At 60.8% G+C, this 22357-nt stretch carries 19 protein-coding genes, 2 tRNA genes and 3 pseudogenes; 20 read left to right on the top strand and 4 right to left on the bottom strand.

What is annotated here, in order from left to right; genetic code table 11:
- The first annotated feature begins 19 nt into the window (after positions 1-19).
- From hflK to M1D87_RS23615, 13 genes and pseudogenes are all read left to right on the top strand, one after another.
- On the top strand, positions 20-1201 hold the full coding sequence (gene hflK / locus M1D87_RS23675) for an FtsH protease activity modulator HflK (protein ID WP_039612437.1): 1182 nt from the start codon (positions 20-22) through the stop codon (positions 1199-1201).
- A complete protein-coding gene (hflC, locus tag M1D87_RS23670; RefSeq protein ID WP_013974432.1) occupies positions 1201-2070 on the top strand; it encodes a protease modulator HflC in 870 nt (289 codons plus the stop codon). Before hflK ends, hflC begins: the two co-directional genes overlap by 1 nt.
- A 301-nt stretch (positions 2071-2371) precedes the next feature.
- Entirely contained in the window at positions 2372-3559 is a 1188-nt protein-coding gene (locus tag M1D87_RS23665; protein ID WP_013974431.1) for an ATP phosphoribosyltransferase regulatory subunit, read from the top strand.
- A gap of 56 nt (positions 3560-3615) precedes the next feature.
- A complete protein-coding gene (locus M1D87_RS23660; RefSeq protein WP_013974430.1) occupies positions 3616-4908 on the top strand; it encodes an adenylosuccinate synthase in 1293 nt (430 codons plus the stop codon).
- Positions 4909-5540: 632 nt separating this feature from the next.
- Positions 5541-6233 (top strand): annotated as a pseudogene (locus M1D87_RS23655) (methyl-accepting chemotaxis protein); the annotation flags it as partial.
- A 21-nt stretch (positions 6234-6254) separates the two neighbouring features.
- The gene (locus M1D87_RS23650; protein ID WP_371034222.1) at positions 6255-7139 is read left to right on the top strand and encodes a methyl-accepting chemotaxis protein; all 885 of its coding nucleotides are present in this window, start codon (positions 6255-6257) and stop codon (positions 7137-7139) included.
- 176 nt (positions 7140-7315) lie between these two features.
- Positions 7316-7807: a DUF2867 domain-containing protein gene (locus M1D87_RS23645; RefSeq protein ID WP_123084750.1), complete on the top strand. Its 492-nt coding sequence runs from the start codon at positions 7316-7318 to the stop codon at positions 7805-7807.
- Positions 7808-8038: 231 nt separating this feature from the next.
- Positions 8039-8527 (top strand): Hcp family type VI secretion system effector, encoded by a 489-nt coding sequence (locus M1D87_RS23640; protein WP_123084749.1) that lies wholly within the window; start codon positions 8039-8041, stop codon positions 8525-8527.
- 9 nt (positions 8528-8536) lie between these two features.
- Positions 8537-9512: pseudogene (locus tag M1D87_RS23635) on the top strand (hypothetical protein).
- A complete protein-coding gene (locus M1D87_RS23630) occupies positions 9509-9886 on the top strand; it encodes a hypothetical protein (RefSeq protein ID WP_015271999.1) in 378 nt (125 codons plus the stop codon). Before M1D87_RS23635 ends, M1D87_RS23630 begins: the two are co-directional and overlap by 4 nt.
- 22 nt (positions 9887-9908) lie before the next feature.
- A pseudogene (locus M1D87_RS23625) lies at positions 9909-10328 on the top strand (hypothetical protein); the annotation flags it as partial.
- A gap of 123 nt (positions 10329-10451) precedes the next feature.
- Complete coding sequence (locus M1D87_RS23620; RefSeq protein ID WP_013974425.1) at positions 10452-10826, top strand: hypothetical protein; 375 nt, start codon at positions 10452-10454, stop codon at positions 10824-10826.
- Positions 10827-11053: 227 nt separating this feature from the next.
- Positions 11054-11710: a Bax inhibitor-1 family protein gene (locus M1D87_RS23615; protein WP_123084747.1), complete on the top strand. Its 657-nt coding sequence runs from the start codon at positions 11054-11056 to the stop codon at positions 11708-11710.
- A gap of 50 nt (positions 11711-11760) precedes the next feature.
- On the opposite strand, the gene M1D87_RS23610 is transcribed toward M1D87_RS23615, so the two are convergent.
- From M1D87_RS23610 to M1D87_RS23595, 4 genes are all read right to left on the bottom strand, one after another.
- A complete protein-coding gene (locus tag M1D87_RS23610; protein ID WP_123084746.1) occupies positions 11761-13326 on the bottom strand; it encodes an ABC transporter permease in 1566 nt (521 codons plus the stop codon).
- On the bottom strand, positions 13326-14339 hold the full coding sequence (locus M1D87_RS23605) for an extracellular solute-binding protein (RefSeq protein ID WP_013974422.1): 1014 nt from the start codon (positions 14337-14339) through the stop codon (positions 13326-13328). Before M1D87_RS23605 ends, M1D87_RS23610 begins: the two co-directional genes overlap by 1 nt.
- A 275-nt stretch (positions 14340-14614) precedes the next feature.
- Positions 14615-14701 (bottom strand) — tRNA-Leu (locus M1D87_RS23600).
- An 88-nt stretch (positions 14702-14789) separates the two neighbouring features.
- Positions 14790-14876, bottom strand: a tRNA-Leu gene (locus tag M1D87_RS23595).
- Positions 14877-15147: 271 nt separating this feature from the next.
- Between M1D87_RS23595 and rnr the strand changes: the two genes are divergently transcribed.
- The 7 genes from rnr (at position 15148) to dnaB (ending at position 22332) form a co-directional block, all read left to right on the top strand.
- Positions 15148-17724, top strand: coding sequence for a ribonuclease R (gene rnr / locus M1D87_RS23590; protein WP_015271993.1), 2577 nt, complete (start codon positions 15148-15150; stop codon positions 17722-17724).
- Positions 17721-18467, top strand: a complete 747-nt coding sequence (rlmB, locus tag M1D87_RS23585) for a 23S rRNA (guanosine(2251)-2'-O)-methyltransferase RlmB (protein ID WP_003259007.1) — start codon at positions 17721-17723, stop codon at positions 18465-18467. The genes rnr and rlmB overlap by 4 nt, the downstream gene beginning before the upstream one ends.
- Before the next feature lie 305 nt (positions 18468-18772).
- Positions 18773-19198 carry a 30S ribosomal protein S6 gene (gene rpsF, locus M1D87_RS23580; protein ID WP_013974420.1) on the top strand — a complete coding sequence of 142 codons (426 nt, stop codon included), beginning with the start codon at positions 18773-18775 and terminating at the stop codon, positions 19196-19198.
- 28 nt (positions 19199-19226) lie between these two features.
- A complete protein-coding gene (gene rpsR / locus M1D87_RS23575; RefSeq protein ID WP_003249563.1) occupies positions 19227-19457 on the top strand; it encodes a 30S ribosomal protein S18 in 231 nt (76 codons plus the stop codon).
- Positions 19458-19490: 33 nt separating this feature from the next.
- Entirely contained in the window at positions 19491-20354 is an 864-nt protein-coding gene (locus M1D87_RS23570; protein WP_003259010.1) for a hypothetical protein, read from the top strand.
- Positions 20355-20374: 20 nt separating this feature from the next.
- A complete protein-coding gene (rplI, locus tag M1D87_RS23565) occupies positions 20375-20821 on the top strand; it encodes a 50S ribosomal protein L9 (RefSeq protein WP_003249568.1) in 447 nt (148 codons plus the stop codon).
- A gap of 113 nt (positions 20822-20934) precedes the next feature.
- Positions 20935-22332, top strand: a complete 1398-nt coding sequence (gene dnaB / locus M1D87_RS23560) for a replicative DNA helicase (RefSeq protein WP_015271992.1) — start codon at positions 20935-20937, stop codon at positions 22330-22332.
- Positions 22333-22357 lie beyond the last annotated feature (25 nt).

The raw sequence follows: 22357 nt of genomic DNA, 5'->3' as shown, positions 1-22357 counted from the left end.
TTATCAGATGGAGAGCGCTATGGCTTGGAACGAGCCGGGTGGCAACTCGAACAATCAGGATCCCTGGGGCGGTCGCCGGAATGGCGGTGGCGGCGGTGGTGACAAGAAAGGTCCACCGGACCTGGACGAGGCCTTCCGCAAATTGCAGGACAGCCTGAACGGCATGTTCGGCAGCGGCAAGAAACGTGGCGGCAGCGACCGCAATATCGGCAAGGGCGGTGGCCTGGGCTTGCTGGGCATCGGCCTGGCGGTGCTGGCTGCAATCTGGCTGTACAGCGCGGTGTACGTGGTGGACGAGCAGGAGCAGGCCGTGGTGCTGCGCTTCGGCAAGTACTATGAGACGGTCGGTCCCGGCCTGAACATCTACTTCCCGCCGATCGATCGCAAGTACATGGAGAACGTCACGCGCGAGCGTGCCTATACCAAGCAGGGCCAGATGCTGACCGAAGACGAGAACATCGTCGAGGTACCGCTGACCGTCCAGTACAAGATCAGCAACCTGCAGGACTTCGTGCTCAACGTCGACCAGCCTGAGGTCAGCCTGCAGCACGCGACCGACAGTGCCTTGCGCCACGTGGTGGGTTCCACCTCGATGGACCAGGTGCTGACCGAAGGCCGTGAACAGATGGCCGTGGATATCCGCGAACGTCTGCAGCGTTTCCTCGATACTTACCGCACCGGTATCAGCGTTACCCAGGTCAACGTACAGAGCGCGGCAGCCCCGCGTGAAGTGCAGGAAGCCTTCGACGACGTGATCCGAGCCCGTGAAGACGAGCAGCGTGCCCGCAACCAGGCCGAGTCCTACGCCAATGGCGTGGTGCCGGAAGCCCGCGGTCAGGCCCAGCGCATCATCGAGGACGCCAACGGTTACCGCGACGAAGTCATTGCCCGCGCGAAGGGTGAGGCCGATCGCTTCACCAAGCTGGTCGCCGAGTACCGCAAGGCACCTGACGTGACCCGTCAGCGCCTGTACCTGGAGACCATGCAAGAGGTCTACAGCAATTCGAGCAAGGTCATGGTGGCAACCAAGGACGGGCAGAACAACCTGCTCTACCTGCCGCTGGACAAGATGGTCGAAGGCAGCCGCAACCCGTCCGCGCCGACCACCAGCGTGTCGCCATCGGTCAACGATGCGGCCGCCCGTGCGGCGCAGGACCTGCAACAGCAACAGCAGCCGCTGCGCACTAGGGAGAGCCGCTGATGAGCAACAGATCGCTGATCGCCCTGATCGCCGCCGTGGTCCTGGCCATCGTGGCCTGGAACAGCTTCTACATCGTGTCCCAGACCGAACGTGCGGTACTGCTGCGCTTCGGTAAGGTGGTCCAGGCGGATGTACAGCCGGGCATGCACGTGAAGATTCCGTACGTGAACCAGGTGCGCAAGTTCGACGCCCGCCTGATGACCCTCGACGCCCCGACCCAGCGGTTCCTGACCCTGGAGAAGAAAGCGGTGATGGTCGACGCCTACGCCAAGTGGCGCGTCAAGGACGCCGAACGTTTCTACACCGCCACATCCGGCATGAAACAGATCGCCGACGAGCGTCTGTCGCGTCGTCTGGAAAGCGGCCTGCGTGACCAGTTCGGTAAACGTACCCTGCACGAAGTGGTTTCCGGTGAACGTGACGCGCTGATGGCTGACATCACTGCTTCGCTGAACCGCATGGCCGCCAAGGAGCTGGGTATCGAGGTGGTCGACGTGCGCGTCAAGGCCATTGACCTGCCGAAGGAAGTTAACCGCAGCGTGTTCGACCGCATGAGCACCGAGCGTGAACGTGAAGCCCGCGAGCACCGCGCCAAGGGTAACGAGTTGGCTGAAGGTATCCGTGCCGATGCCGATCGTCAGCGCCGCGTACTGCTGGCTGAGGCCTATCGCGAAGCAGAGGAAACCCGCGGTGACGGCGATGCCCAGGCGGCTGCCATCTACGCCAAGGCCTACACCCAGGACGCTGATTTCTATGCGTTCTACCGTAGTCTGCAGGCGTACCGCGAGAGCTTCTCGAGCAAGAGCGACGTGCTGGTCCTGGATCCGAAGAACGAGTTCTTCCGCTTCCTGGACAAGAGCAGGCCGTGATGCTCAGGCCCTGATTTTCATGCGGCGGCGCCCCGCCTGGCAGCTAAAACGCCAGGCGGGGTGCATCCTGAATGAAAAGGGGTGTATGATGAGGCAGCCGGGAAATTTCCCGGCTTTTTTGCGTCTGCAAGGTTGATTGGCAAACCGCCAGTTGGCGGATTGGTCAGGTCGCAAGGCAATTCGAGGGTGTCGGGTACGGTGGCTGCGCTGGGATCAGTGCTGCCCGCTGCTGTGCGCGATACCGGCTTTACTGACGGCTCGCCTGCTGGCAAGCCGCCCGGACCAGAGGGGAAATGGCGTAATGGCAACGGTAGACCGCTGGCTGCTGCCAGATGGCATCGAGGAAGTACTGCCACCTGAGGCCGCGCGAATCGAGATCGCGCGCCGCCAGGTGTTGGACCTGTTCCAGAGTTGGGGCTACGAGCTGGTCGTCACCCCGCATATCGAGTACCTGGAGTCGCTGCTCACCGGCGCCGGCCAGGACCTGGATCAGCGCACCTTCAAGGTAGTAGACCCGCAGTCCGGTCGCCTGATGGGCTTCCGCGCCGACTTCACCCCGCAAGTGGCGCGCATTGACGCCCACACCCTGCGCCGTGAAGGCCCGAGCCGCCTGTGCTATGCCGGCAGCGTGCTGCACGCCCAGCCGCGTGCCCTGTCCACCTCGCGCAGCCCGATCCAGCTGGGTGCCGAGCTGTACGGCGATGCCAGCCCCACCAGCGATGTCGAAGTCATCAGCCTGATGCTCGCCACGCTGCAGCTGACCGATGTGCCGGATGTGCACATGGACCTGGGCCACGTCGGTATCTACCGCGGCCTGGCCCGTGCTGCCGGCCTGTCCGGCGCGGTCGAGCAGCAGCTGTTCGACGCCCTGCAGCGCAAGGCCGTGGATGAGGTTCAGGTGCTGACCGCCGACCTGCCGAAGGACCTGGGCAACATGCTGCGCGCGCTGGTGGAACTGTGCGGTGGTCGCGAAGTGCTGGCCGAAGCCCGTGTGCGCCTGGGCCGAGCCCCGGCCAGCGTGCTGGCGGCGCTGGACGACCTGCTGGCGATCGCCGATCGCCTGGCGTCGCGCTTCCCGGACCTGCCGCTGTACTTCGACCTCGGCGAGCTGCGCGGTTACCACTATCACACAGGCGTGGTGTTCGCCGTGTTCGTGCCGGGCGAAGGCCAATCGATCGCCCAGGGCGGGCGCTATGACGACATCGGCGCCGATTTCGGCCGGGCCCGCCCGGCCACCGGTTTCTCCACGGATTTGAAGACCCTGGTCACACTGGGGCGAGCGGAGGTCGTATTGCCAACTGGCGGCATCTGGATGCCGGACAGTGGCGACGCGGCCCTCTGGCAGCAAGTCTGCCAGTTGCGCAACGAGGGCCAGCGTGTGGTCCAGGCCCTGCCTGGCCAACCGTTGAGTGCTGCTCTCGAGGCGGATTGTGATCGGCAATTGATTCAGCAAGACGGGCGCTGGCAGGTTCTGCCGCTGGCCCAGTGAGTTTCTGCGCCGGCAGTAGGCCGGCAACCAAGTTTGCGTGAATGAGGACCAATGTAATGGGTAAGAATGTCGTCGTCCTGGGCACCCAGTGGGGTGATGAGGGCAAAGGCAAGATCGTCGATCTGCTGACCGAACATGCTGCCGCCGTAGTGCGCTACCAGGGTGGCCACAACGCGGGTCACACCCTGGTGATCAACGGTGAAAAGACCGTTCTGCACCTGATTCCGTCCGGTATCCTGCGTGAAGGCGTACAGTGCCTGATCGGCAACGGCGTGGTCGTTGCCCCGGATGCCCTGATGCGTGAAATCACCAAGCTGGAAGAGAAGGGCGTACCGGTGCGCGAGCGCCTGCGCATCAGCCCGGCTGCACCGCTGATCCTGTCGTACCACGTTGCCCTGGACCAGGCCCGCGAAAAAGCCCGCGGCGAAGCCAAGATCGGTACCACCGGTCGCGGTATCGGCCCAGCCTACGAAGACAAGGTCGCACGCCGCGGCCTGCGCGTGGGCGACCTGTTCCACCGCGAGCGTTTCGCCGCCAAGCTGGGTGAGCTGCTGGACTACCACAACTTCCAGCTGGTGAACTACTACAAAGAGCCGGCCATCGACTTCCAGCAGACCCTGGACGAATGCATGGCCTACGCCGAACAGCTCAAGCCGATGATGCTCGACGTCACTGCCGAGCTGCACAACCTGCGTCGCGCCGGCAAGGACATCATGTTCGAAGGCGCCCAGGGCTCGCTGCTGGACATCGACCACGGTACCTACCCGTACGTCACCAGCTCCAACACCACCGCTGGCGGTATCTCCACTGGTTCTGGCGTTGGCCCGATGTACCTGGACTACATCCTGGGTATCACCAAGGCCTACACCACTCGCGTAGGTTCCGGTCCGTTCCCGACCGAACTGTTCGACGAGACTGGCGCTACCCTGGCCAAGCGTGGCCATGAGTTCGGCTCCACCACCGGCCGTGCGCGCCGTTGCGGCTGGTTCGATGCCGTGATCCTGCGTCGCGCCATCGACGTCAACAGCATCTCGGGCATCTGCCTGACCAAGCTGGACGTACTGGATGGCCTGGAAACCATCAACATCTGCGTTGGCTACAAGAACGAGAACGGTGCCGTCATCGACGCGCCTTCCGATGCCGACAGCTACATCGGCCTGGAGCCGGTGTACGAAGAGATGCCAGGCTGGAGCGAGTCGACCCTGGGCGTGAAAACCCTGGAAGAACTGCCAGCCAACGCTCGCGCCTACATCAAGCGCATCGAAGAGCTGATCGGCGCGCCGATCGACATCATCTCCACCGGCCCGGACCGCAACGAGACCATCGTGCTGCGTCATCCGTTCGCCTGATCTGCCTTCCAGGCTGATCTGACGCCGTAGCCCTGAAAGGGGCTGCGGCGTTTTCATTTGTGGGGTCTGCCTGTCCCGGCCCTTTCGCGGGTAAACCCGCTCCCACAGGTCCTGCACAGTCCTCAGGACCTGCGCGGTCCATGTGGGAGCGGGTTCACCCGCGAAGAGGCCCGTGCGGGCAACCTCATTGCTAGACCTTGGCACATTTCCCTGCTGCCCCCGGCACAACCCTTGCTGTAAGAAGTTTCTGTAGATGCCATCAGAATAGTGGCGCCAGAAAACACGAGGGTTACACCGTGTCTGCCATCCTCTCACTGTTACGAAGCCGCCTTTTGCGGCCTGTGTTTGTTGCCCTTGGTATCGCTCTTTTGGTGCAGGTGCTGGTCGCCGTTGCGCTTACCCGAAGCACGGTCACCGCCCTGGAAGCCGACCTGGGTGAACGCCTGGGCAATGACAGCCGCCAACTCGCCAGTGAGTTGGAGCAAGCCGGGCAAGATGTGCGCTCAGGCCTCGACGGCCTCTCCAGCAGCACCCGCCAGCGCCTGAGTGCAGGTTTGTCGGCACGCCTGCAAAGCGAGCAGCAGCAGCTGCGGAGCACGCTGGAGAAGAACCTCAAGGACTCCGCTAACGATATGGCCGAGCTGCTGGCTTCGGTCGCCCCGCGGGCGATCTGGGACAACGATGTGCCGGTGCTCTCCGACTTCGCGCGCCGCGCCCAGCGCAACCCCAACGTGCTTTTTGTGGTTTACGACGACGCTCAGGGCCAGCACCTTACCCGCTACCTGAACCGGCAGAACCCGATCAACCAGGCGTTGATGGAAAAAGGTCAGGGCGAGCGTGCGCTGGACAAGGTGATCGACGCGGCACGGCGGGACCCGGCGGTGTACTTCGTCGAGGCCTCGATCAGCCCCAATGGTGCGGAAATCGGCAAGGTGGTGATGGGTGTTTCCACGGCTGGCATCGACCAGGAGCTCAAGGCGCTCGACCAGCGCTTCGCCGCCCTTATCACCAGTGGCGAGCAACTGGTCGGTGACAGCCTGGTCGGTGCTGCGGCCGAGAGTGGCAACACCCTGCGCGAGCGTTTGGAAAAGGCCCAGGGCAGCGCCGCCGCGATGCAGGCCAATACAGCACAGACGGTTCGCGATGCTGCTGCAGAGCTGCGTTGGCGCATCGGCCTGGGGCTGGTGCTGGTCGGCCTGGGGGTGCTGCTGGTGGTAGCCGTGGTGCTTGGCCGGCGGGTGTTGAGCAAGCTGCGCCTGCTGATCGCTGCACTCGACGACCTCGCTGCCGGTGAAGGCGACCTGACCAAGCGCGTGCTGCTCGACAGCCGCGATGAAATCGGCGACATGGCCTCGGCGGTGAACCGCTTTGTCGACAAGCTGCAGCCCATCGTGCGCGAGGCCGGCGAGGTGGCGCAGCGTACCGGCGTTGAGATTGGCGCAATGGCCCAGCGCAATGCCGGCGCCGATGCTGCCGCTGCGCTGCAACGCGATGAAGTGGCGGCCAGCCTGCGCGACCTGTCAAGCATGGCCGACGAGGCCCAGGCTGAAAGCCACGCGATGCAGGCAGCCCTGCAGCAGGTGGTGGATATCCGCCAGGCAACTGACGAGAACAGCCGCACATCAACCCAGCTAGCCGGTTTGATCGAGAACCTGGCCGGGCAGGTGGAGGCCGGCTCCCAGGTGATCGAGCGCCTGGCCAAGCAGAGCGAGCAGATCGAAGTGGTGCTGACGGTGATCCACGGCATTGCCGAGCAGACCAACCTGCTGGCCTTGAACGCGGCCATCGAAGCCGCCCGTGCTGGCGAAACCGGGCGCGGGTTTGCCGTGGTGGCCGATGAGGTGCGGGCGCTGGCGAGCAAGACGCAAAGTTCCACGGGTGATATCCAGGCGCATATCGCCGCGCTGCAGAAGGGCGCCAAGGAAGCCGTCGCCACCATCAGCCAGGCGGGTCTCAAGGCCAGTGAAGGCTTGCTGGTGCTGCGTGACAACGAGCGCCGCCAGCAGTCGGTGCAGGCAGCGGTGGAGCAGGTGCATGCGGCCATCGGCCTGGCCACCCGGGCGGCCGAGCAGCAGGCGAGCGGGGCGCAGGCAGTGCGTGGACGGGTGGAAACCATACACGCCCAGGCCGAACGCTCGGCCGAGGTGGTGATGCAGACCACCGCCAGCAGCAAGGTGCTGGATGACCTGGCCGCACAGCTGCGTGCCAGCCTGGGGCAATTCAGAGCCTGATGCGGTCCCTGTAGGAGCGGCCTTGTGTCGCGAAAGGGCTGCGCAGCGGCCCCGGGACTTCTGCTTGAACGCTGAAATTGCCGGGGCCGCTGCGCAGCCCTTTCGCGACACAAGGCCGCTCCTACAGCGAGTCATGTTGCTAAGCTGTCGGCGACACATGACAAAGGGAGTTGCTCATGTCCGCCCAACTGGTCGCCGCCAAGGCATGCCTGGATTTTCTCCACACTGACAGCGTGCAGCTGACGGTACCGCTGACCGCCCTGCAAGCCTACTGCGCCATGACCTCGGACGTCCCCGGCTGGCTGGCCTTGGGTTTTCACATTCGCGACTTCATCTCACGTCGTTTCAATGTCGCCGATATCCACGGCTTCACTCGCCGCGATCCAGAGCATGTACCAGCCGTCGGCGAGGGTCTGGACTTCTTCACTGTCGAGGCCATCAGCGACCAGCAACTGGTGCTGACCTCGCGCGATACGCACCTAGCCGTCATGGTCTGCATGGATGTGTCGACAGGGGAGTGCGGCTTCCCGCAGTTGAACGTGACCACCTCGGTGAAGTGCTTCAACACCTTTGGGCGTTTGTACATGGTACCGGTTGGATGGGTTCATGGCGTGATCGTGCGGCGGATGCTGAGCAACTTGCAGGGCCATCGTTTCGAGCGTCGATAAGCAGCAGATTCTTACCTGATAAATCAGAATTTTTACCTGATGTTGTAGGTAACTTCCCAAAGTCTGCCTTGGTGAGCGCGTGCTATTGCGTGGCTTGGCACAGGGAACTAGTGTCAACCGGGCCTTGAGGCGACAGCGCTAATCCGCCGTGAGCTTTTCAGGCACAACCGCAAGACGACAATGTCAGAGCGTTGTCGTTATCAGCCCAAACATTACCAGGGAGAGGTAAGCATGGCTTTCGATGCTTATATTCAAATCAACGAAATCGCTGGTGAGGCGCTGGACGAGCAGTTCACTAACTGGATCGAGATCGCTGGCTATAAGTTTGGTGCCAACCAGAGCACCTCTGCCACCGCCAGTTCTGCGGGCGGCGCATCATCAGGCCGCACCACCCTCACCAACTTCTCTTTCACCAAGCACCTGGACAGCGCCAGCTGCAAGTTGCTGGAAGCCAGTTGTGCCGGCCAGCACCTGAAAGAAGTGAAGTTGGTGCTGTGCCGAGCGGGCGGCGACAAGTTCAAGTACTACGAGGTCGTCCTCGAAGAAGTGATTATCGCCGACTACACCCAGAGCGCCAGTGCCGGCGTGCCGATGGAGGTGGTGCAACTGAACTATGGCCGCATCAAGACCACCTACACGCGTCAGAAACGCCTCGATGGCGGTGCCGGCGGCAATGTGACCGGCGGCTGGGATCGCATCAGCAACAAGAAATATGCGTGAGGTGCGACCATGTCCGAGGCACGTAGCTTCATCAATCCCCAGGCACAATCCTATGAGTCGTTGAAGGCCGGCACGCCGATGTCGGCCAATCAGCGGGCCAAGTTTGATGTGTTGAATGCGCATATCGTCAATAGCGTGGTTGTCGGAGGGGAGCTGGTGATTGTTGGAGATCCCAGTACCCCATCCTGTACGAGCCATGAAGCATATTTGATGGCAGAGGCGGCGGGGATACACCATCAGCTTGAGATCAATGGCGCTGGGGTGGATGACTTCTTTCTGGATAACTATGAGATGTTGAAAGGCTTGCTCTCTCATACCTCCATGGGGGCAGGCGTTGTGAGCGATGGTTGGAGCAGATACCTCGATGCGATCAAGAGGACGTTGGAAGAAATCGAGATATTACATCGGGAGTATTTGAAAAACGGCACGCTAAAAGCGCGTGACGAATTTTATGCCAAGAGAGTGGCATTGTTTATGAAGTTGGAAGGGCAGTTGAACAACATGGCTGCGTATGGTTCGGGCCTGCAAAATAAGGGATCGGTGAAAAGAGCGCTCGAGATATCTACCAAGAGCTACCTACATACAGGTGAGATTGCTGGATATGCCGAAAAGATTGCTGGCGTCTCGAAAGCGGCAAGTCTGATAAAGAAGGGCACTTATATCGGCTTGGGGCTCGACGTGGCTTCAACAGGGCTAAGTATCCATCATGCATGTACCTTTGGACGCTCTGAAGATTGCAGAAAGGCCAAGTATGTGGAAGGAGTCTCTCTGGTCGGCAGTACGGGGGGGCTCGATCGCGGGCGGGTCGATTGGTGGATTTCTAGGGGGAACTGGATGCGTACTTTTCCTCGGAGTGACGACAGGCGGTCCGGGGGCCCTCGCGTGTACTGTCATTGGAGGCGCCGTGGGTGGTGCTGCAGGCGGTTCGGTCGTAGGTGATATCGGTGAGATGTTTGGTGAGTTGTTATATGAGGTGATGCAATGATTGGCTTCGACGCCAGGTGGTTAGGTCTTCCTTTAATGATGGCTATGTTCATGGTCATATTTATATGGGTTTATATTTCAGTTCGCTATGTGAGTTACATAGAGTCGTTGCTTTCTAATAGTTCAATGGTTTCTGGTAATAAAAAGATTTTTGGTCAGGCGGGTTTGCTGGGTAAAGTGATGCGTACCGGCTCCGCATCCGTAATGTTGTCGATGAGGGCGATTTGCATTCGTAAAGGCCTTTTGGATCTTCAGGATGTAAAGAAATTTCCTGGTGGTTTGCGCCGTATGCTTGTGGGCTTGTGGTTTGTTCATGTCGCTATTTTTTTGTCGCTCATAGGTCTTTGGAGTTGGTTGAAATTGGAAGGCTATTAATTTGGTGTGTGGGTAGGCGAGTTTGCGCCGATCGCCGGCAGCACGGTGCCGGCGGCGGTGGAGCAAGTGCAATCTCCAGGCGCAATCGTATGAGTCGCTGAAGGCCGGCACGCCGATGTCGGCCAATCAGCGGGTCAAGTTTGATGTGTTGAATGCGCATATTGCCAATAGCGTCGTTTTCCCTGGCGAACTCGTGATCGTGGGTGATCCAAGCACCCCCTCCTGCACTAGTCATGAAGCTTTTCTCATGGGTAAGGCGGCTGGGATACACCTTGATATCGAGTTGAACGGAGGGGGAATCGATGGATTCTTCCTAGAGAACTATGACCTGTTGCAGAGCTTGTTGACCCGTGCGTCTATAGGTGCAGGTGCAGCCAGTGATGCCTGGAACAAGCATCTTGAGGCTATCAAGAAAACGCTAGAGGAGATTGATCAACTGCATCACAGCAGGTGCAGGGGCTGTCGCTTGCGTGGTGCTCGGCGGGGTGGCTGGAGGTAGTGTAGGTGGGGCGTTAGGAAAAATGGGTGGCGAGTTTCTTGGAGAAGTTTTATATGAGGTGCTGTAATGACCAATGTGCAGGTCGCGGTGCTCGGAGTGTGTTTGTTTGCATCACCATTTTTAATGTTTGGAACGTGGATTGTAATTGCATACCGCTTCCTTGATAAGGTCGAGGCAAGCTTCTCAAATAGTCCCATGGTTGTGGGAAACAAAGCAATGTATGCCCGTGCTGGTATGCTTGGGCAGATTATGCGTTTGGGGTCAGTTTCCGCGATGCTATCAATGAAGGGTTTTTGCATTCGCAAAGGTATGTTGGACAGTGAAGATGTCCGCAATGCCCCTCAAAGCCTTAAAAAGCTACTGGTTTGGTTATGGCATGCTCACGTGCTGCTTTTTGTCTTGCTGGCTATGTTCTGTGTTTGGATAAGGTTTCTGAGATGACGGGTATATATTAATGAAATCGGGTTGGTCACCAGTCTGGACTCGTTCTCCGCCTTATTCAAATACATCCGTATAGTCAGCAAATACACCGGTAACCCGATGCCACGATCTACAACGCCGCATAAGGCGCCGCCGCCGCGAAACAGCAGGTGCTTAGCCGGATGGCGTTGAGCGCACGTTATCGCGGGCAGTATTTACAAGCATAGACGCCAGGGGGCGTAACAGACATGCTGGAGAACGAAACCTTCAATCGACTCGGAACCAATCATAAAATATCGGCGAGCATCTACAATCTGATCCTCGGCGCAGTGCTGCTGTGGGGCTTCTTCGTCAACTGGTATCTGGTAATCACGGTGCCGCCCGATATTGTTCGGTCCATCCCCATGATGCTGTTCCTGGTTGGTTACCTGATCACCGCGTTAGCGGGTGTCGCGATCATCTTCAAATCTGAAAAGCCGTTGTACAGTTTCCTCGGCTACAACCTGATCGTGATTCCGGTCGGGTTGCTGCTTGTCATCGTCCTCCCAAAGTACTCACATGAAAACATCGTGAATGCCTTGCAGGCGACCGTCTTGCTAACCGTTACCATGATGTTGCTGGGGTCTGTATTCCCCCGCTTCTTCAAGCGCATCAAGGCGTCATTATGCATAGCTTTGATAGCTGTGATCTTCGTTGAATTGGCGCAGGTTTGGTTATTCGGTATCCATCTCGGGGTAATGGATTGGATCACTGCACTGATCTTCTGTGGCTATATCGGGGTTGATTGGGGGCGTGCGAACCAGATTGAGCGTACCGTGGATAATGCAATAGACAGCGCTGCATCGCTGTATCTAGACATTATCAATCTGTTTCTGCGGGTCTTGCGGATCATGTCCAAGAAGTGAGTTGCCCAAGTGGCTTAATGCCCAGGCCGCATGGCGGCCTGGGCAAGCTTTCAAGTCTTGTTCAAATACATCCGCGTAGTCAGCAGATAAACCGGCAACCCCGAAACCACAATCAACAACGCCGCATAAGGCGCTGCCGCCGCGAACTCGACGTTGGCCGTGTGCGCCCACACCTCGGTGGCCAGGGTGGTCATGCCGGTCGGGCTGAGCAGCAAGGTAGCTGTCAGTTCCTTCATGGCATCCAGGAACACCAGGGCAAAAGCTGCCGCCATGGCCGGGAAGATGATCGGCAGGGTCACCCGGCAGAACGCGGCAAAGCTGCTTGCGCCCAAGGTCCGTGCCGCTTCCTCCAGGGTAGGTGAAGCCTTGTTCAGTGCGGTGCGCACCGGCGACTGCGCCAGCGGCAGGAACAGCAGCGCATAGGCCAGCAGCAACAGTGCCGTGGTCTGGTACAGCGCTGGCACGTAATGCAGGGCGAAGAACACCAGGGTCAGGGCAATCACCAGGCCGGGCAGGGCGTGCAACAGGTATGGCAGGCGCTCGGCCCAAATTGCCAGGCGGCCCTTGTAGCGCACCACCAGGAAGCTGATTGGCAGGGCCAGTAGCACGCAGAAGCCGGCGCCGCTCAGCGACACCGACAACGAGGTGAACAGCGCCTTGGAAATGGCTGCCACTGGGAATGCCGCCGATGAACCCACGCTCAACCAGTAGCCAAGCATGGCCAGAGGGATACCGCTGCCTAACACCGCCAGGCCCACGCAGAACAGTTGCGCCAGCACTGCCCAGCCACGCAGCCGCACCGGTTGTGCTCGCCGCGCCACACCCTGGCCGATGCGCACGTGACGGGCCTTGCCACGTACCCGCAGTTCAAGCCACAGCATCACCAGGCACATCGCCAACAGTACGGCGGACAGCATGGCCGCGTTGGCATTGCTGAACTCCAGTTCGAACTGCTGGTAAATCGCCGTGGTGAAGGTTTGCAAGCCGAGGATCGACAAGGCGCCGAACTCCACCAGCATGTGCAGGGCGATCAGCAGCGCGCCGCCCAGCATCGATGGCCACAGCAGCGGCAGAGTGACCTTGATGAATACGCCCCAGCGGCTGCAGCCCAGCGTACGTGCCGATTCCTCCAGCGAGGTATCGAGGTTGCGCAGGGTCGCGGCCACCGGCAGGAACACCAGTGGGTACTTGGACAGGGCCATGACCATGATCGCCCCGCCCAGCCCTTCGAAGTCCGAGCTCAGCGACACCCAGGTGAAGCTGCTGACGAACGACGGCACGGCGAACGGCAGGCACAGCACCACGCCCCACAACCGCCGGCCGGCCAGGTTGCTGCGCTCCAGCAGCCAGGCCAGGGCCAGGCCGACCACCATGCAGGTCAGCGTCACCCCGACCATCAGCATCAGGGTGTTGCGCATCAGCCCCCAGACAAACGGCCGCCACAGCAGGTGCAAGGCTTCGCGCCAGCCGGCCTCCCAGGCTTTCATGGCAACGTACAGCAAAGGCAGCAAGCTCATCGCTACCAGGAACAGCACAGGCAGCACCACCCAGACAGAGGGGCGCTTGCGGCGCGGTACGAAGCGAACCGGCACCGGTTCGGACAGGGCGGCAGTCATCAGAGCAGGCCGACCTCGCGCTCAAGCTCGATCGCTTCCTCGGCATTGCCCAGGTCGGCTGGTGAGATCTTCGGTGGGCGCAGGTCTTCGAACGGCTTCAGGCCGCGGTCGGAGACCATGCCTTTGTGCAGCGGGTACTCGGCGGTGGTCTGGGTGATCACGCGCTGGCCTTCTTCGCTGGCCATCCAGTTGAGCAGCGCCTGGGCTTCTTTCGGGTGCTTGCTGGCCTTGACCACGGCTGCGCCGGAAATGGTGACCAGGTTGCCGGCATCGCCATCGGCCAGGTAGTAGAGCTTGGTATCCAGCTTGCCGCGCTCGCGCTCCAGCGCATACCAGTAGTAGTTGTTCACCAGTACCGCAGCCACTTCGCCTTTTTCCACGGCTTTGAGGGCGACCATGTTGTTGGTGTAGGTCTTGCCGAATGCCTTCAGGCCGGTCAGCCATTCTTCGGTGGCTTCTCGCCCGTGCATCTTCAGGATGGCCACGGCCTGTTCCTGGAAGGCGCCGCTGGTGGGCACATAGCCAACGCGGCCTTCCCACTCGGGGTTGGCAAAGTCCATCACTGTGGTCGGCAGGTCTTTCTCGTCGACCTTCTTCGGGTTGAACACGACGATGCGCGTACGGGCGGTAATGCCCATCCAGGTGCCGTTGGCGCCAACGTACTCCTTGGGCATCATGTTCGCGGTGGCGTCGTCGATCTTCGCCAGCAGGCCCAGTTCGCCCAGGTTGTTCAGGGGAGGGGACTCTTCGGTGTAGATGATGTCGGCCGGTGAGCGTTCGCCTTCCTCGATGATCTGGCTGGCCAGCTGGTTGCTGCTGCCCTTGCGGATATCGATGTGGATGCCGGTCTTGGCCTCGTAGGCCTTGGCGATGGCCTCGCCGATTTCCTTGTGCTGACCGTTGTACATGGTCAGGGTGACCGGTGCGTCTGCCATGGCGGCCGGAGCGCCGATGGCCAGGCTCAGCACGGCGGCGGCCAAGGTACGCATCAGCGGTTGCGGGCGGATCGTCATGCGGGTACTTCCTCGCTTACGGCTACATATTTGGAAACAATGGTAAACGAAATCGTTTCTCAAGTGGCCGGGTGACGAGAAATTCATGGTCAGACCATGGTGCAAGAGTCTGAAGGTGTCAGGTATTTCACTAGCCGGAAGGCCTGTGATGATTCTGTGGGAGCGGGCGCGCCCGCGAAGAGGCCGGCACAGGTTTGCACCTATGACCGAAAAGAGGAGGGATACAAAAATCGCAGGCAAGAAAAAACCCACTAGCAAGCTAGTGGGTTTTTGTATGGTGCCCAGGAGAAGACTCGAACTTCCACGACCGTTAAGTCACTGATACCTGAAACCAGCGCGTCTACCAATTCCGCCACCTGGGCAAAGCTTTACATCATCTGAGGAAGGCGACTATCGTTCGCTTTCACACAGTAGTAACAGATCCTTGGTCATCTGTTACTTGAAAATATTTGGTGCCCAGGAGAAGACTCGAACTTCCACGGCCGTTAAGCCACTGATACCTGAAACCAGCGCGTCTACCAATTCCGCCACCTGGGCACACATTCGAGATTACTTGATGCTTTACAGCGCCGCTCATCTCTACTACAACTTCGGGGTTGTCCGTCGTTGTGGTGCGCACTATACGGACGGTCCGGGGGGCTGTAAACCCCCCAAGCAAAAAAAATTTCAAAAAATTCAACTTGTTGATTCCGCAGGCCTATTCGTCCTCGCCAGACACGCCGGTGGGGCTGTCCAAGGCTGACATTTCCGGTTTCAATACGCCTATGCCAGAATTCCTATCTATATACCCCAAGGTGAACCCCTTCTGATGGCCGATTGGCAATCCCTCGATCCCGAGGCCGCTCGCGAAGCGGAAAAATACGACAACCCCATTCCCAGCCGTGAGCTGATCCTGCAGCGCCTCGCCGACCGTGGCGAACCGGCCGCACGCGAGGAGCTGGCGGCCGAGTTCGGTCTGTACGACGAAGACCAGATCGAAGCCCTGCGCCGCCGCCTGCGTGCCATGGAGCGCGATGGCCAGCTTATCTATACCCGGCGCGGCACTTATGCCCCGGTAGACAAGCTGGACCTGATCTGCGGCCGCGTCTCCGGTCACCGCGACGGCTTCGGCTTCCTTATTCCGGACGACGGCAGCGAAGATCTGTTCCTCAGCCCGTCGCAAATGCGCCTGGTGTTCGACGGTGACCGCGGCCTGGCCCGCGTCTCTGGCGTCGACCGCCGTGGCCGCCGTGAAGGCGTGCTGGTCGAAATCATCTCCCGCGCCCACGAAAGCGTGGTCGGCCGTTACTTCGAAGAAGGCGGTATCGGCTACGTGACCCCGGACAACCCGAAGATCCAGCAGGAAGTGCTGGTCACTGCCGGGCGCAACGGCGGTGCCAAGATCGGCCAGTTCGTCGAGATCAAGATCACCCACTGGCCGACCCCGCGCTTCCAGCCGCAAGGCGATGTGGTCGAGGTCATCGGCAACTACATGGCGCCGGGCATGGAAATCGACGTTGCCCTGCGCAGCTACGATATCCCGCACGTCTGGCCCAAAGAGGTGATCAAGGAAGCGCGCAAGTTCCGCTCCGAAGTCGAAGAGAAGGACAAGGAGAAGCGCGTCGACCTGCGCCACCTGCCGTTCGTCACCATCGACGGCGAGGACGCCCGCGACTTCGACGATGCCGTCTATTGCGAGCCGCTGGGCAAGCTGCGCCTGTTCTCCGGTGGCTGGCGCCTGTATGTGGCCATTGCCGACGTGTCCAGCTATGTGCGCCTGGGTTCGGCCCTGGACGTCGAGGCCCAGCAGCGCGGCAACTCGGTGTACTTCCCCGAGCGCGTGGTACCGATGCTCCCCGAAGAGCTGTCCAACGGCCTGTGCTCGCTGAACCCGCATGTCGATCGCCTGGCCATGGTCTGCGAAATGACCATGAACAAAGCCGGCCAGATGGTCGACTACCAGTTCTACGAAGGCGTCATCCACTCCCACGCCCGCCTGACCTACAACAAGGTCAGCAGCATGCTCGAGCACTCCCGCACCCGTGAGGGCAAGGCGCTGCGCGAGGAGTACAAGGCAGTCGTCCCGGACCTGAAGAACCTGTACAACCTGTACAAGGTGCTGGTGGAGGCCCGTCACACCCGTGGCGCGATCGACTTCGAGACCCAGGAAACCCGCATCATCTTCGGTGACGAGCGCAAGATCGCGGAAATCCGCCCGACCGTGCGCAACGACGCCCACAAGCTGATCGAAGAATGCATGCTGGCGGCCAACGTGGCCACCGCCGAATTCCTGCAGAAGCATGGGGTGCCGGCCCTGTACCGCGTCCACGACGGCCCGCCGCCGGAGCGTCTGGAAAAGCTGCGCGCCTTTCTGGGCGAACTGGGCCTGACCCTGCACAAGGGCAAGGACCCGTCGCCGAAGGATTACCAGGCACTGCTGGCGAGCATCGCCGGGCGCCCGGACTTCCACCTGATCCAGACCGTGATGCTGCGTTCGCTGAGCCAGGCGGTGTACAGCACCGACAACAACGGCCACTTCGGCCTGAACTACGAGGCGTACACCCACTTCACCTCGCCGATCCGTCGCTACCCGGACCTGCTGGTGCACCGCGCCATCCGCAGCATCATCCGTTCCAGGGTCGACACCCCGCACGTCAAGCGTGCTGGCGCCATGAGCATTCCCAAGGCGCGTATCTACCCGTACGACGAGAACACCCTCGAGCAGCTCGGCGAGCAGTGCTCGATGACCGAGCGCCGGGCCGATGAAGCCACCCGTGACGTGGTCAACTGGCTCAAGTGTGAGTTCATGAAGGACCGCGTCGGCGAAACCTTCCCGGGTGTGATCACTGCGGTAACCGGTTTCGGCCTGTTCGTCGAGCTGACCGATATCTATGTGGAAGGCTTGGTGCACGTCAGTGCGCTGCCGGGTGACTACTACCACTTCGACCCGGTGCACCACCGCCTGTCTGGCGAGCGTACCGGTCGCAGCTTCCGACTGGGCGACACGATCGAGGTCAAGGTCATGCGCGTCGACCTGGACGAACGCAAGATCGACTTCGAAGTGTCGGAAAAGACCCTCGCCGCCCCGATCGGCCGCAAGCAGCGTGGTGCCGCACCGGCTGCCGGCCAGGCCGAGCAGGCCCCGGTCGAGGCCAAGGCCACACCGAAGCCGCGCAGCCGCAAGAGCGAGACCGCCGAGGCGTACTTCCCGAAAGACGCTGTGCAGCGTAACGCCGAAGTGCGCAAGAGCCGCGAAATGAAGAAGGCGCTGATGAGCGAGGCGCGCAGTGGCGGCCATGCCAGCAGCAAGTCGGACAAGGGTGGCAAGGCCTCCGGCAAGCCGACCAAGCACCGTAAAGGCCCGTCGAAGTCCGGCGCGCCACGCAAGAGCAAGAGCAAGTCATGAGTCAGCTGGAAAAGATCTACGGCGTGCACGCCGTGCAGGCATTGCTGCAGCACCATCCGAAGCGGGTCAAGCAGATCTGGCTGTCGGAAGGGCGCAGCGAGCCTCGCCTGCAGGCGTTGCTGGCGCTGGCTGCGGAAAATCGCGTGGCGGTCGGCCAGGCCGAGCGTCGTGAGATGGATGCCTGGGTAGAAGGCGTGCACCAGGGTGTGGTCGCCGAGGTGAGCCCGAGCCAGGTCTGGGGCGAGTTGATGCTCGAGGAGTTGCTCGAACGCACCGAAACACCCCCGCTGATCCTGGTGCTGGATGGCGTGACCGACCCGCACAACCTTGGCGCCTGCCTGCGTACCGCCGATGCCGCCGGTGCCACGGCAGTGGTGGTGCCCAAGGACAAGTCCGCAACCCTGACGCCGGTCGTGCGCAAGGTGGCCTGCGGCGCGGCGGAGGTGATCCCGCTGGTGGCCGTGACCAACCTGGCGCGCACCCTGGAAAAACTGCAGCAGCGTGGCCTGTGGGTGGTAGGTACCGCCGGCGAGGCCGAGCAGGAGATCTACCAGCAGGACCTGACCGGGCCGTTGGTGATGATCATGGGCGCGGAAGGCAAGGGCATGCGCCGGTTGACCCGCGAGCATTGCGATTTCCTGGTGAAGTTGCCGATGGGCGGTAGTGTCAGCAGCCTGAACGTGTCGGTGGCGACTGGCGTGTGCCTGTTCGAGGCTGTGCGTCAGCGTCAGGCCAAGCGCTGATCTTCAGCCTGTACCGGCCTCTTCGCGGGTAAACCCGCTCCCACAGGGATCGCACAAGGCCTAAGCACTGTGGGGTATCTGTGGGAGCGGGTTTACCCGCGAAAGGGCCGGCAGTCTGTAATGTGTTTCAGGCTGTTCAAATATTCACCAATCACCTTGCTTGTATGCCTCGCCTTCTCTACAATTGCGCCCCTTGCCGAGCTGGCAGGCGCTCATGTGCCTCCCCTCCGTGCAAGACATACAGTGTCATTCACTCCTTGTCTGACCAGATTCGCTGGCAGACTACTAACCCGTAAGGAGCATTCATGCGTCATTACGAAATCATCTTCCTGGTTCACCCGGACCAGAGCGAGCAAGTCGGCGGCATGGTTGAGCGTTACACCAAGCTGATCGAAGAAGATGGTGGCAAGATCCACCGCCTGGAAGACTGGGGCCGTCGTCAACTGGCCTACGCAATCAACAATGTTCACAAGGCTCACTACGTGATGCTGAACGTTGAGTGCACCGGCAAGGCCCTGGCCGAGCTGGAAGACAACTTCCGCTACAACGATGCCGTTATCCGTAACCTGGTCATCCGTCGTGACGAAGCCGTTACCGGCCAGTCCGAGATGCTGAAGGCTGAAGAAAACCGCAGCGAGCGCCGTGAGCGTCGTGAGCGTCCTGAGCATGCTGAATCCGCCGACGGCGACGACAGCAATGACAGCGACTCCAGCGATAACGCTGACGAGTAATCCACGGACCTTTAGAGGAGCCTATTAAATGGCACGTTTCTTCCGTCGTCGTAAATTCTGCCGCTTCACTGCTGAAGACGTGAAAGAGATCGACTTCAAAGATCTCAACACCCTGAAAGCTTACGTATCCGAAACCGGCAAGATCGTTCCAAGCCGTATCACCGGTACCAAAGCTCGTTATCAGCGTCAGCTGGCTACCGCTATCAAGCGCGCCCGCTTCCTGGCCCTGCTGCCCTACACCGACAGCCACGGCCGCTGAGACCGGGTCGTCGACAAGCAGTAAGGGATTAGCATGCGAGCGTTAGCAAGTTTCATCATGCGCGGTCGTGTGCAGGCCACCCTGGTGGTGGTCATCAGCGCGGTACTGCCGCTGCTGTTCTGGTTGAGTGCCGCTGCCGGCAGCCTTGTGCTGCTGCGGCGTGGGTTCAAGGATGCTACAACGGTCATCGCCGGCGGCCTGCTGGCCGGGCTGGCCGTGTGGGTCATGGGCGATCCCATCACCTTTCTGGTGATCGCGGGTGCCCTGGGCTTGGCTGCGCTGTTGCGCGCCGAGCATCCCTGGAGCCGGGTGTTGCTGGTCAGTGCCGTGTTCGCCGTGGCTTTCAGCCTCGTGCTCGATCTGGCGCTGGCGCAAACCTTCGATGTACTGGCCAAGGCCTTTGCCGAAGCCATGCCGAAAATCGAGGGGCAGCCGGTGCTCTCCGGTGAGCTGATCCGCCCTGTGCTGGTCGCTTCCACAGCAGTGACGGTGCAATTGTTCAGTGTGCTGGCCTTGGTGCTGGCGCGCTACTGGCAGGCAGCGTTGTACAACCCTGGAGGCTTCGGTCGCGAGTTTCGCGCCCTGAAGTTGCCGAAACAGACCATGGCGGTCTTGGTGGCAGTGATGGTGGTGGCCCCGTTCATCGGGCCGCAGTTCATCGTCCTGGCATCGGCCTCGAGCCTGGTACTGGTGCTGGCCGGCATCGCCTTGATGCACGGGCTGGTGGCACAGGGGCGACTGGCCGGTTTCTGGCTGGTGGGCATGTACGTGACGTTGCCGCTGATCATGCAGCTGATTTATCCGTTGCTGGTGGTTCTGGCCATTGTCGACAGCCTGATTGATTTTCGCGGTCGCAAGTCCCCCAAGGGGAATGACTCCGCGAACGGTGAAGGTTAAAAGTTAAGAGGTTTTACCAAATGGAACTGATCCTGCTGGAAAAAGTCGCTAACCTGGGCAACCTGGGCGACAAAGTAAAAGTTAAGGCTGGTTACGGCCGTAACTTCCTGCTGCCATTCGGCAAGGCCACCGTTGCCAACGCCGCCAACCTGGCTGCGTTCGAAGAGCGTCGCGCCGAGCTGGAAAAAGCAGCTGCTGACAAGAAAGCTTCGGCTGAAAGCCGCGCTGCCCAACTGGCCGAGCTGGAAGTGACCATCACTGCCACCGCTGGCGACGAAGGCAAGCTGTTCGGTTCGATCGGCACCCACGACATCGCTGACGCCCTGACCGCCTCCGGCGTTGAAGTGGCCAAGGCTGAAGTTCGTCTGCCGAACGGCACCATCCGTCAGGTTGGCGAATACGACGTAGCCGTGCACCTGCACAGCGACGTTGAAGCCACCGTACGCGTGGTCGTCGTAGCTGCCTAAGCTGCGCTGACTGTCTGGCTCCTTGTGGGGCAGGCGGTTAACATCGGGCACGGTCCTGTTTTCGACAGGCCGTGCCCTTTGTCTTTTTCATCCTCCAGAATTCTTTCGTGGCCATGAACGAGATCACCACTTCCGAACAGCTTGACCTGCAAACCGCAGCCCTGAAGGTGCCGCCGCATTCCATCGAGGCCGAACAGGCCGTGCTCGGTGGCCTGATGCTGGACAACAACGCCTGGGAGCGGGTGCTGGACCAGGTATCGGATGGCGACTTCTACCGGCATGACCACCGCCTGATCTTCCGTGCCGTGCACAAGTTGGCCGACGCCAACCAGCCATTCGACGTGGTGACGCTGCACGAGCAGTTGGACAAGGAAGGCCTTTCTTCGCAAGTCGGTGGGTTGGCTTACCTGGCCGAGCTGGCCAAGAACACCCCGTCGGTGGCCAACATCAAGGCCTACGCCGCGATCATTCGCGAGCGCGCCACCCTGCGCCAGCTGATCAGCATCAGTACCGATATCGCCGACAATGCGTTCAACCCGCAAGGGCGCAACGCCGAAGAAATTCTCGACGACGCCGAGCGGCAGATCTTCCAGATCGCCGAGGCTCGCCCGAAAACCGGCGGCCCGGTTGGGGTCAACGAACTGTTGACCATGGCCATCGACCGCATCGACACGCTGTTCAACTCCGACAGTGACATCACCGGCGTATCCACCGGTTTCACCGACCTCGACGAGAAGACCAGCGGCCTGCAGCCAGCCGACCTGATCATCGTCGCCGGCCGACCGTCGATGGGTAAGACCACTTTCGCCATGAACCTGGTGGAAAACGCCGTACTGCGTACCGACAAGGCGGTACTGGTGTTCTCCCTCGAGATGCCAGGTGAATCGCTGATCATGCGTATGCTCTCGTCCCTTGGCCGTATCGACCAGACCAAAGTGCGTTCCGGCCAGCTGGACGACGATGACTGGCCGCGCCTGACCTCGGCGGTGAACCTGCTCAACGACCGCAAGCTTTTCATCGACGATACTGCCGGTATCAGCCCCTCTGAAATGCGCGCGCGTACCCGTCGTCTGGCCCGCGAGCACGGCGAAATCGCCATGATCATGGTCGACTACCTGCAGCTGATGCAAATCCCGGGCTCGGCCGGTGACAACCGGACCAACGAGATTTCCGAGATCTCCCGCTCGCTCAAGGCTTTGGCCAAGGAATTCAACTGCCCGGTCATCGCCCTGTCGCAGCTGAACCGCTCCCTGGAACAGCGCCCGAACAAACGCCCTGTGAACTCCGACTTGCGTGAATCCGGTGCGATCGAGCAGGACGCCGACGTGATCATGTTCGTCTACCGCGATGAGGTGTACCACCCCGAGACCGAACACAAGGGGGTGGCGGAAATCATCATCGGTAAACAGCGTAACGGCCCGATCGGCTTCGTGCGGCTAGCGTTCATCGGTAAGTACACCCGCTTCGAGAACCTTGCACCGGGCATGTACAACTTCGACGACGACGAATAAGCCACCGGCCTCATCGCCGGCAAGC

It is taken from the genome of Pseudomonas sp. SA233 (assembly GCF_054792385.1).
Note: the sequence above shows the minus strand (reverse complement) of the source record. Positions and strands in the feature narration are given on the sequence as shown.

Coding starts and splice junctions, on each gene's coding strand:
- hflK (WP_039612437.1), top strand. CDS start 20: ATGGCTTGGAACGAGCCGGGTGGCAACTCGAACAATCAGGATCCCTGG.
- hflC (WP_013974432.1), top strand. CDS start 1,201: ATGAGCAACAGATCGCTGATCGCCCTGATCGCCGCCGTGGTCCTGGCC.
- M1D87_RS23665 (WP_013974431.1), top strand. CDS start 2,372: ATGGCAACGGTAGACCGCTGGCTGCTGCCAGATGGCATCGAGGAAGTA.
- M1D87_RS23660 (WP_013974430.1), top strand. CDS start 3,616: ATGGGTAAGAATGTCGTCGTCCTGGGCACCCAGTGGGGTGATGAGGGC.
- M1D87_RS23650 (WP_371034222.1), top strand. CDS start 6,255: ATGGCCTCGGCGGTGAACCGCTTTGTCGACAAGCTGCAGCCCATCGTG.
- M1D87_RS23645 (WP_123084750.1), top strand. CDS start 7,316: ATGTCCGCCCAACTGGTCGCCGCCAAGGCATGCCTGGATTTTCTCCAC.
- M1D87_RS23640 (WP_123084749.1), top strand. CDS start 8,039: ATGGCTTTCGATGCTTATATTCAAATCAACGAAATCGCTGGTGAGGCG.
- M1D87_RS23630 (WP_015271999.1), top strand. CDS start 9,509: ATGATTGGCTTCGACGCCAGGTGGTTAGGTCTTCCTTTAATGATGGCT.
- M1D87_RS23620 (WP_013974425.1), top strand. CDS start 10,452: ATGACCAATGTGCAGGTCGCGGTGCTCGGAGTGTGTTTGTTTGCATCA.
- M1D87_RS23615 (WP_123084747.1), top strand. CDS start 11,054: ATGCTGGAGAACGAAACCTTCAATCGACTCGGAACCAATCATAAAATA.
- M1D87_RS23610 (WP_123084746.1), bottom strand. CDS start 13,326: ATGACTGCCGCCCTGTCCGAACCGGTGCCGGTTCGCTTCGTACCGCGC.
- M1D87_RS23605 (WP_013974422.1), bottom strand. CDS start 14,339: ATGACGATCCGCCCGCAACCGCTGATGCGTACCTTGGCCGCCGCCGTG.
- rnr (WP_015271993.1), top strand. CDS start 15,148: ATGGCCGATTGGCAATCCCTCGATCCCGAGGCCGCTCGCGAAGCGGAA.
- rlmB (WP_003259007.1), top strand. CDS start 17,721: ATGAGTCAGCTGGAAAAGATCTACGGCGTGCACGCCGTGCAGGCATTG.
- rpsF (WP_013974420.1), top strand. CDS start 18,773: ATGCGTCATTACGAAATCATCTTCCTGGTTCACCCGGACCAGAGCGAG.
- rpsR (WP_003249563.1), top strand. CDS start 19,227: ATGGCACGTTTCTTCCGTCGTCGTAAATTCTGCCGCTTCACTGCTGAA.
- M1D87_RS23570 (WP_003259010.1), top strand. CDS start 19,491: ATGCGAGCGTTAGCAAGTTTCATCATGCGCGGTCGTGTGCAGGCCACC.
- rplI (WP_003249568.1), top strand. CDS start 20,375: ATGGAACTGATCCTGCTGGAAAAAGTCGCTAACCTGGGCAACCTGGGC.
- dnaB (WP_015271992.1), top strand. CDS start 20,935: ATGAACGAGATCACCACTTCCGAACAGCTTGACCTGCAAACCGCAGCC.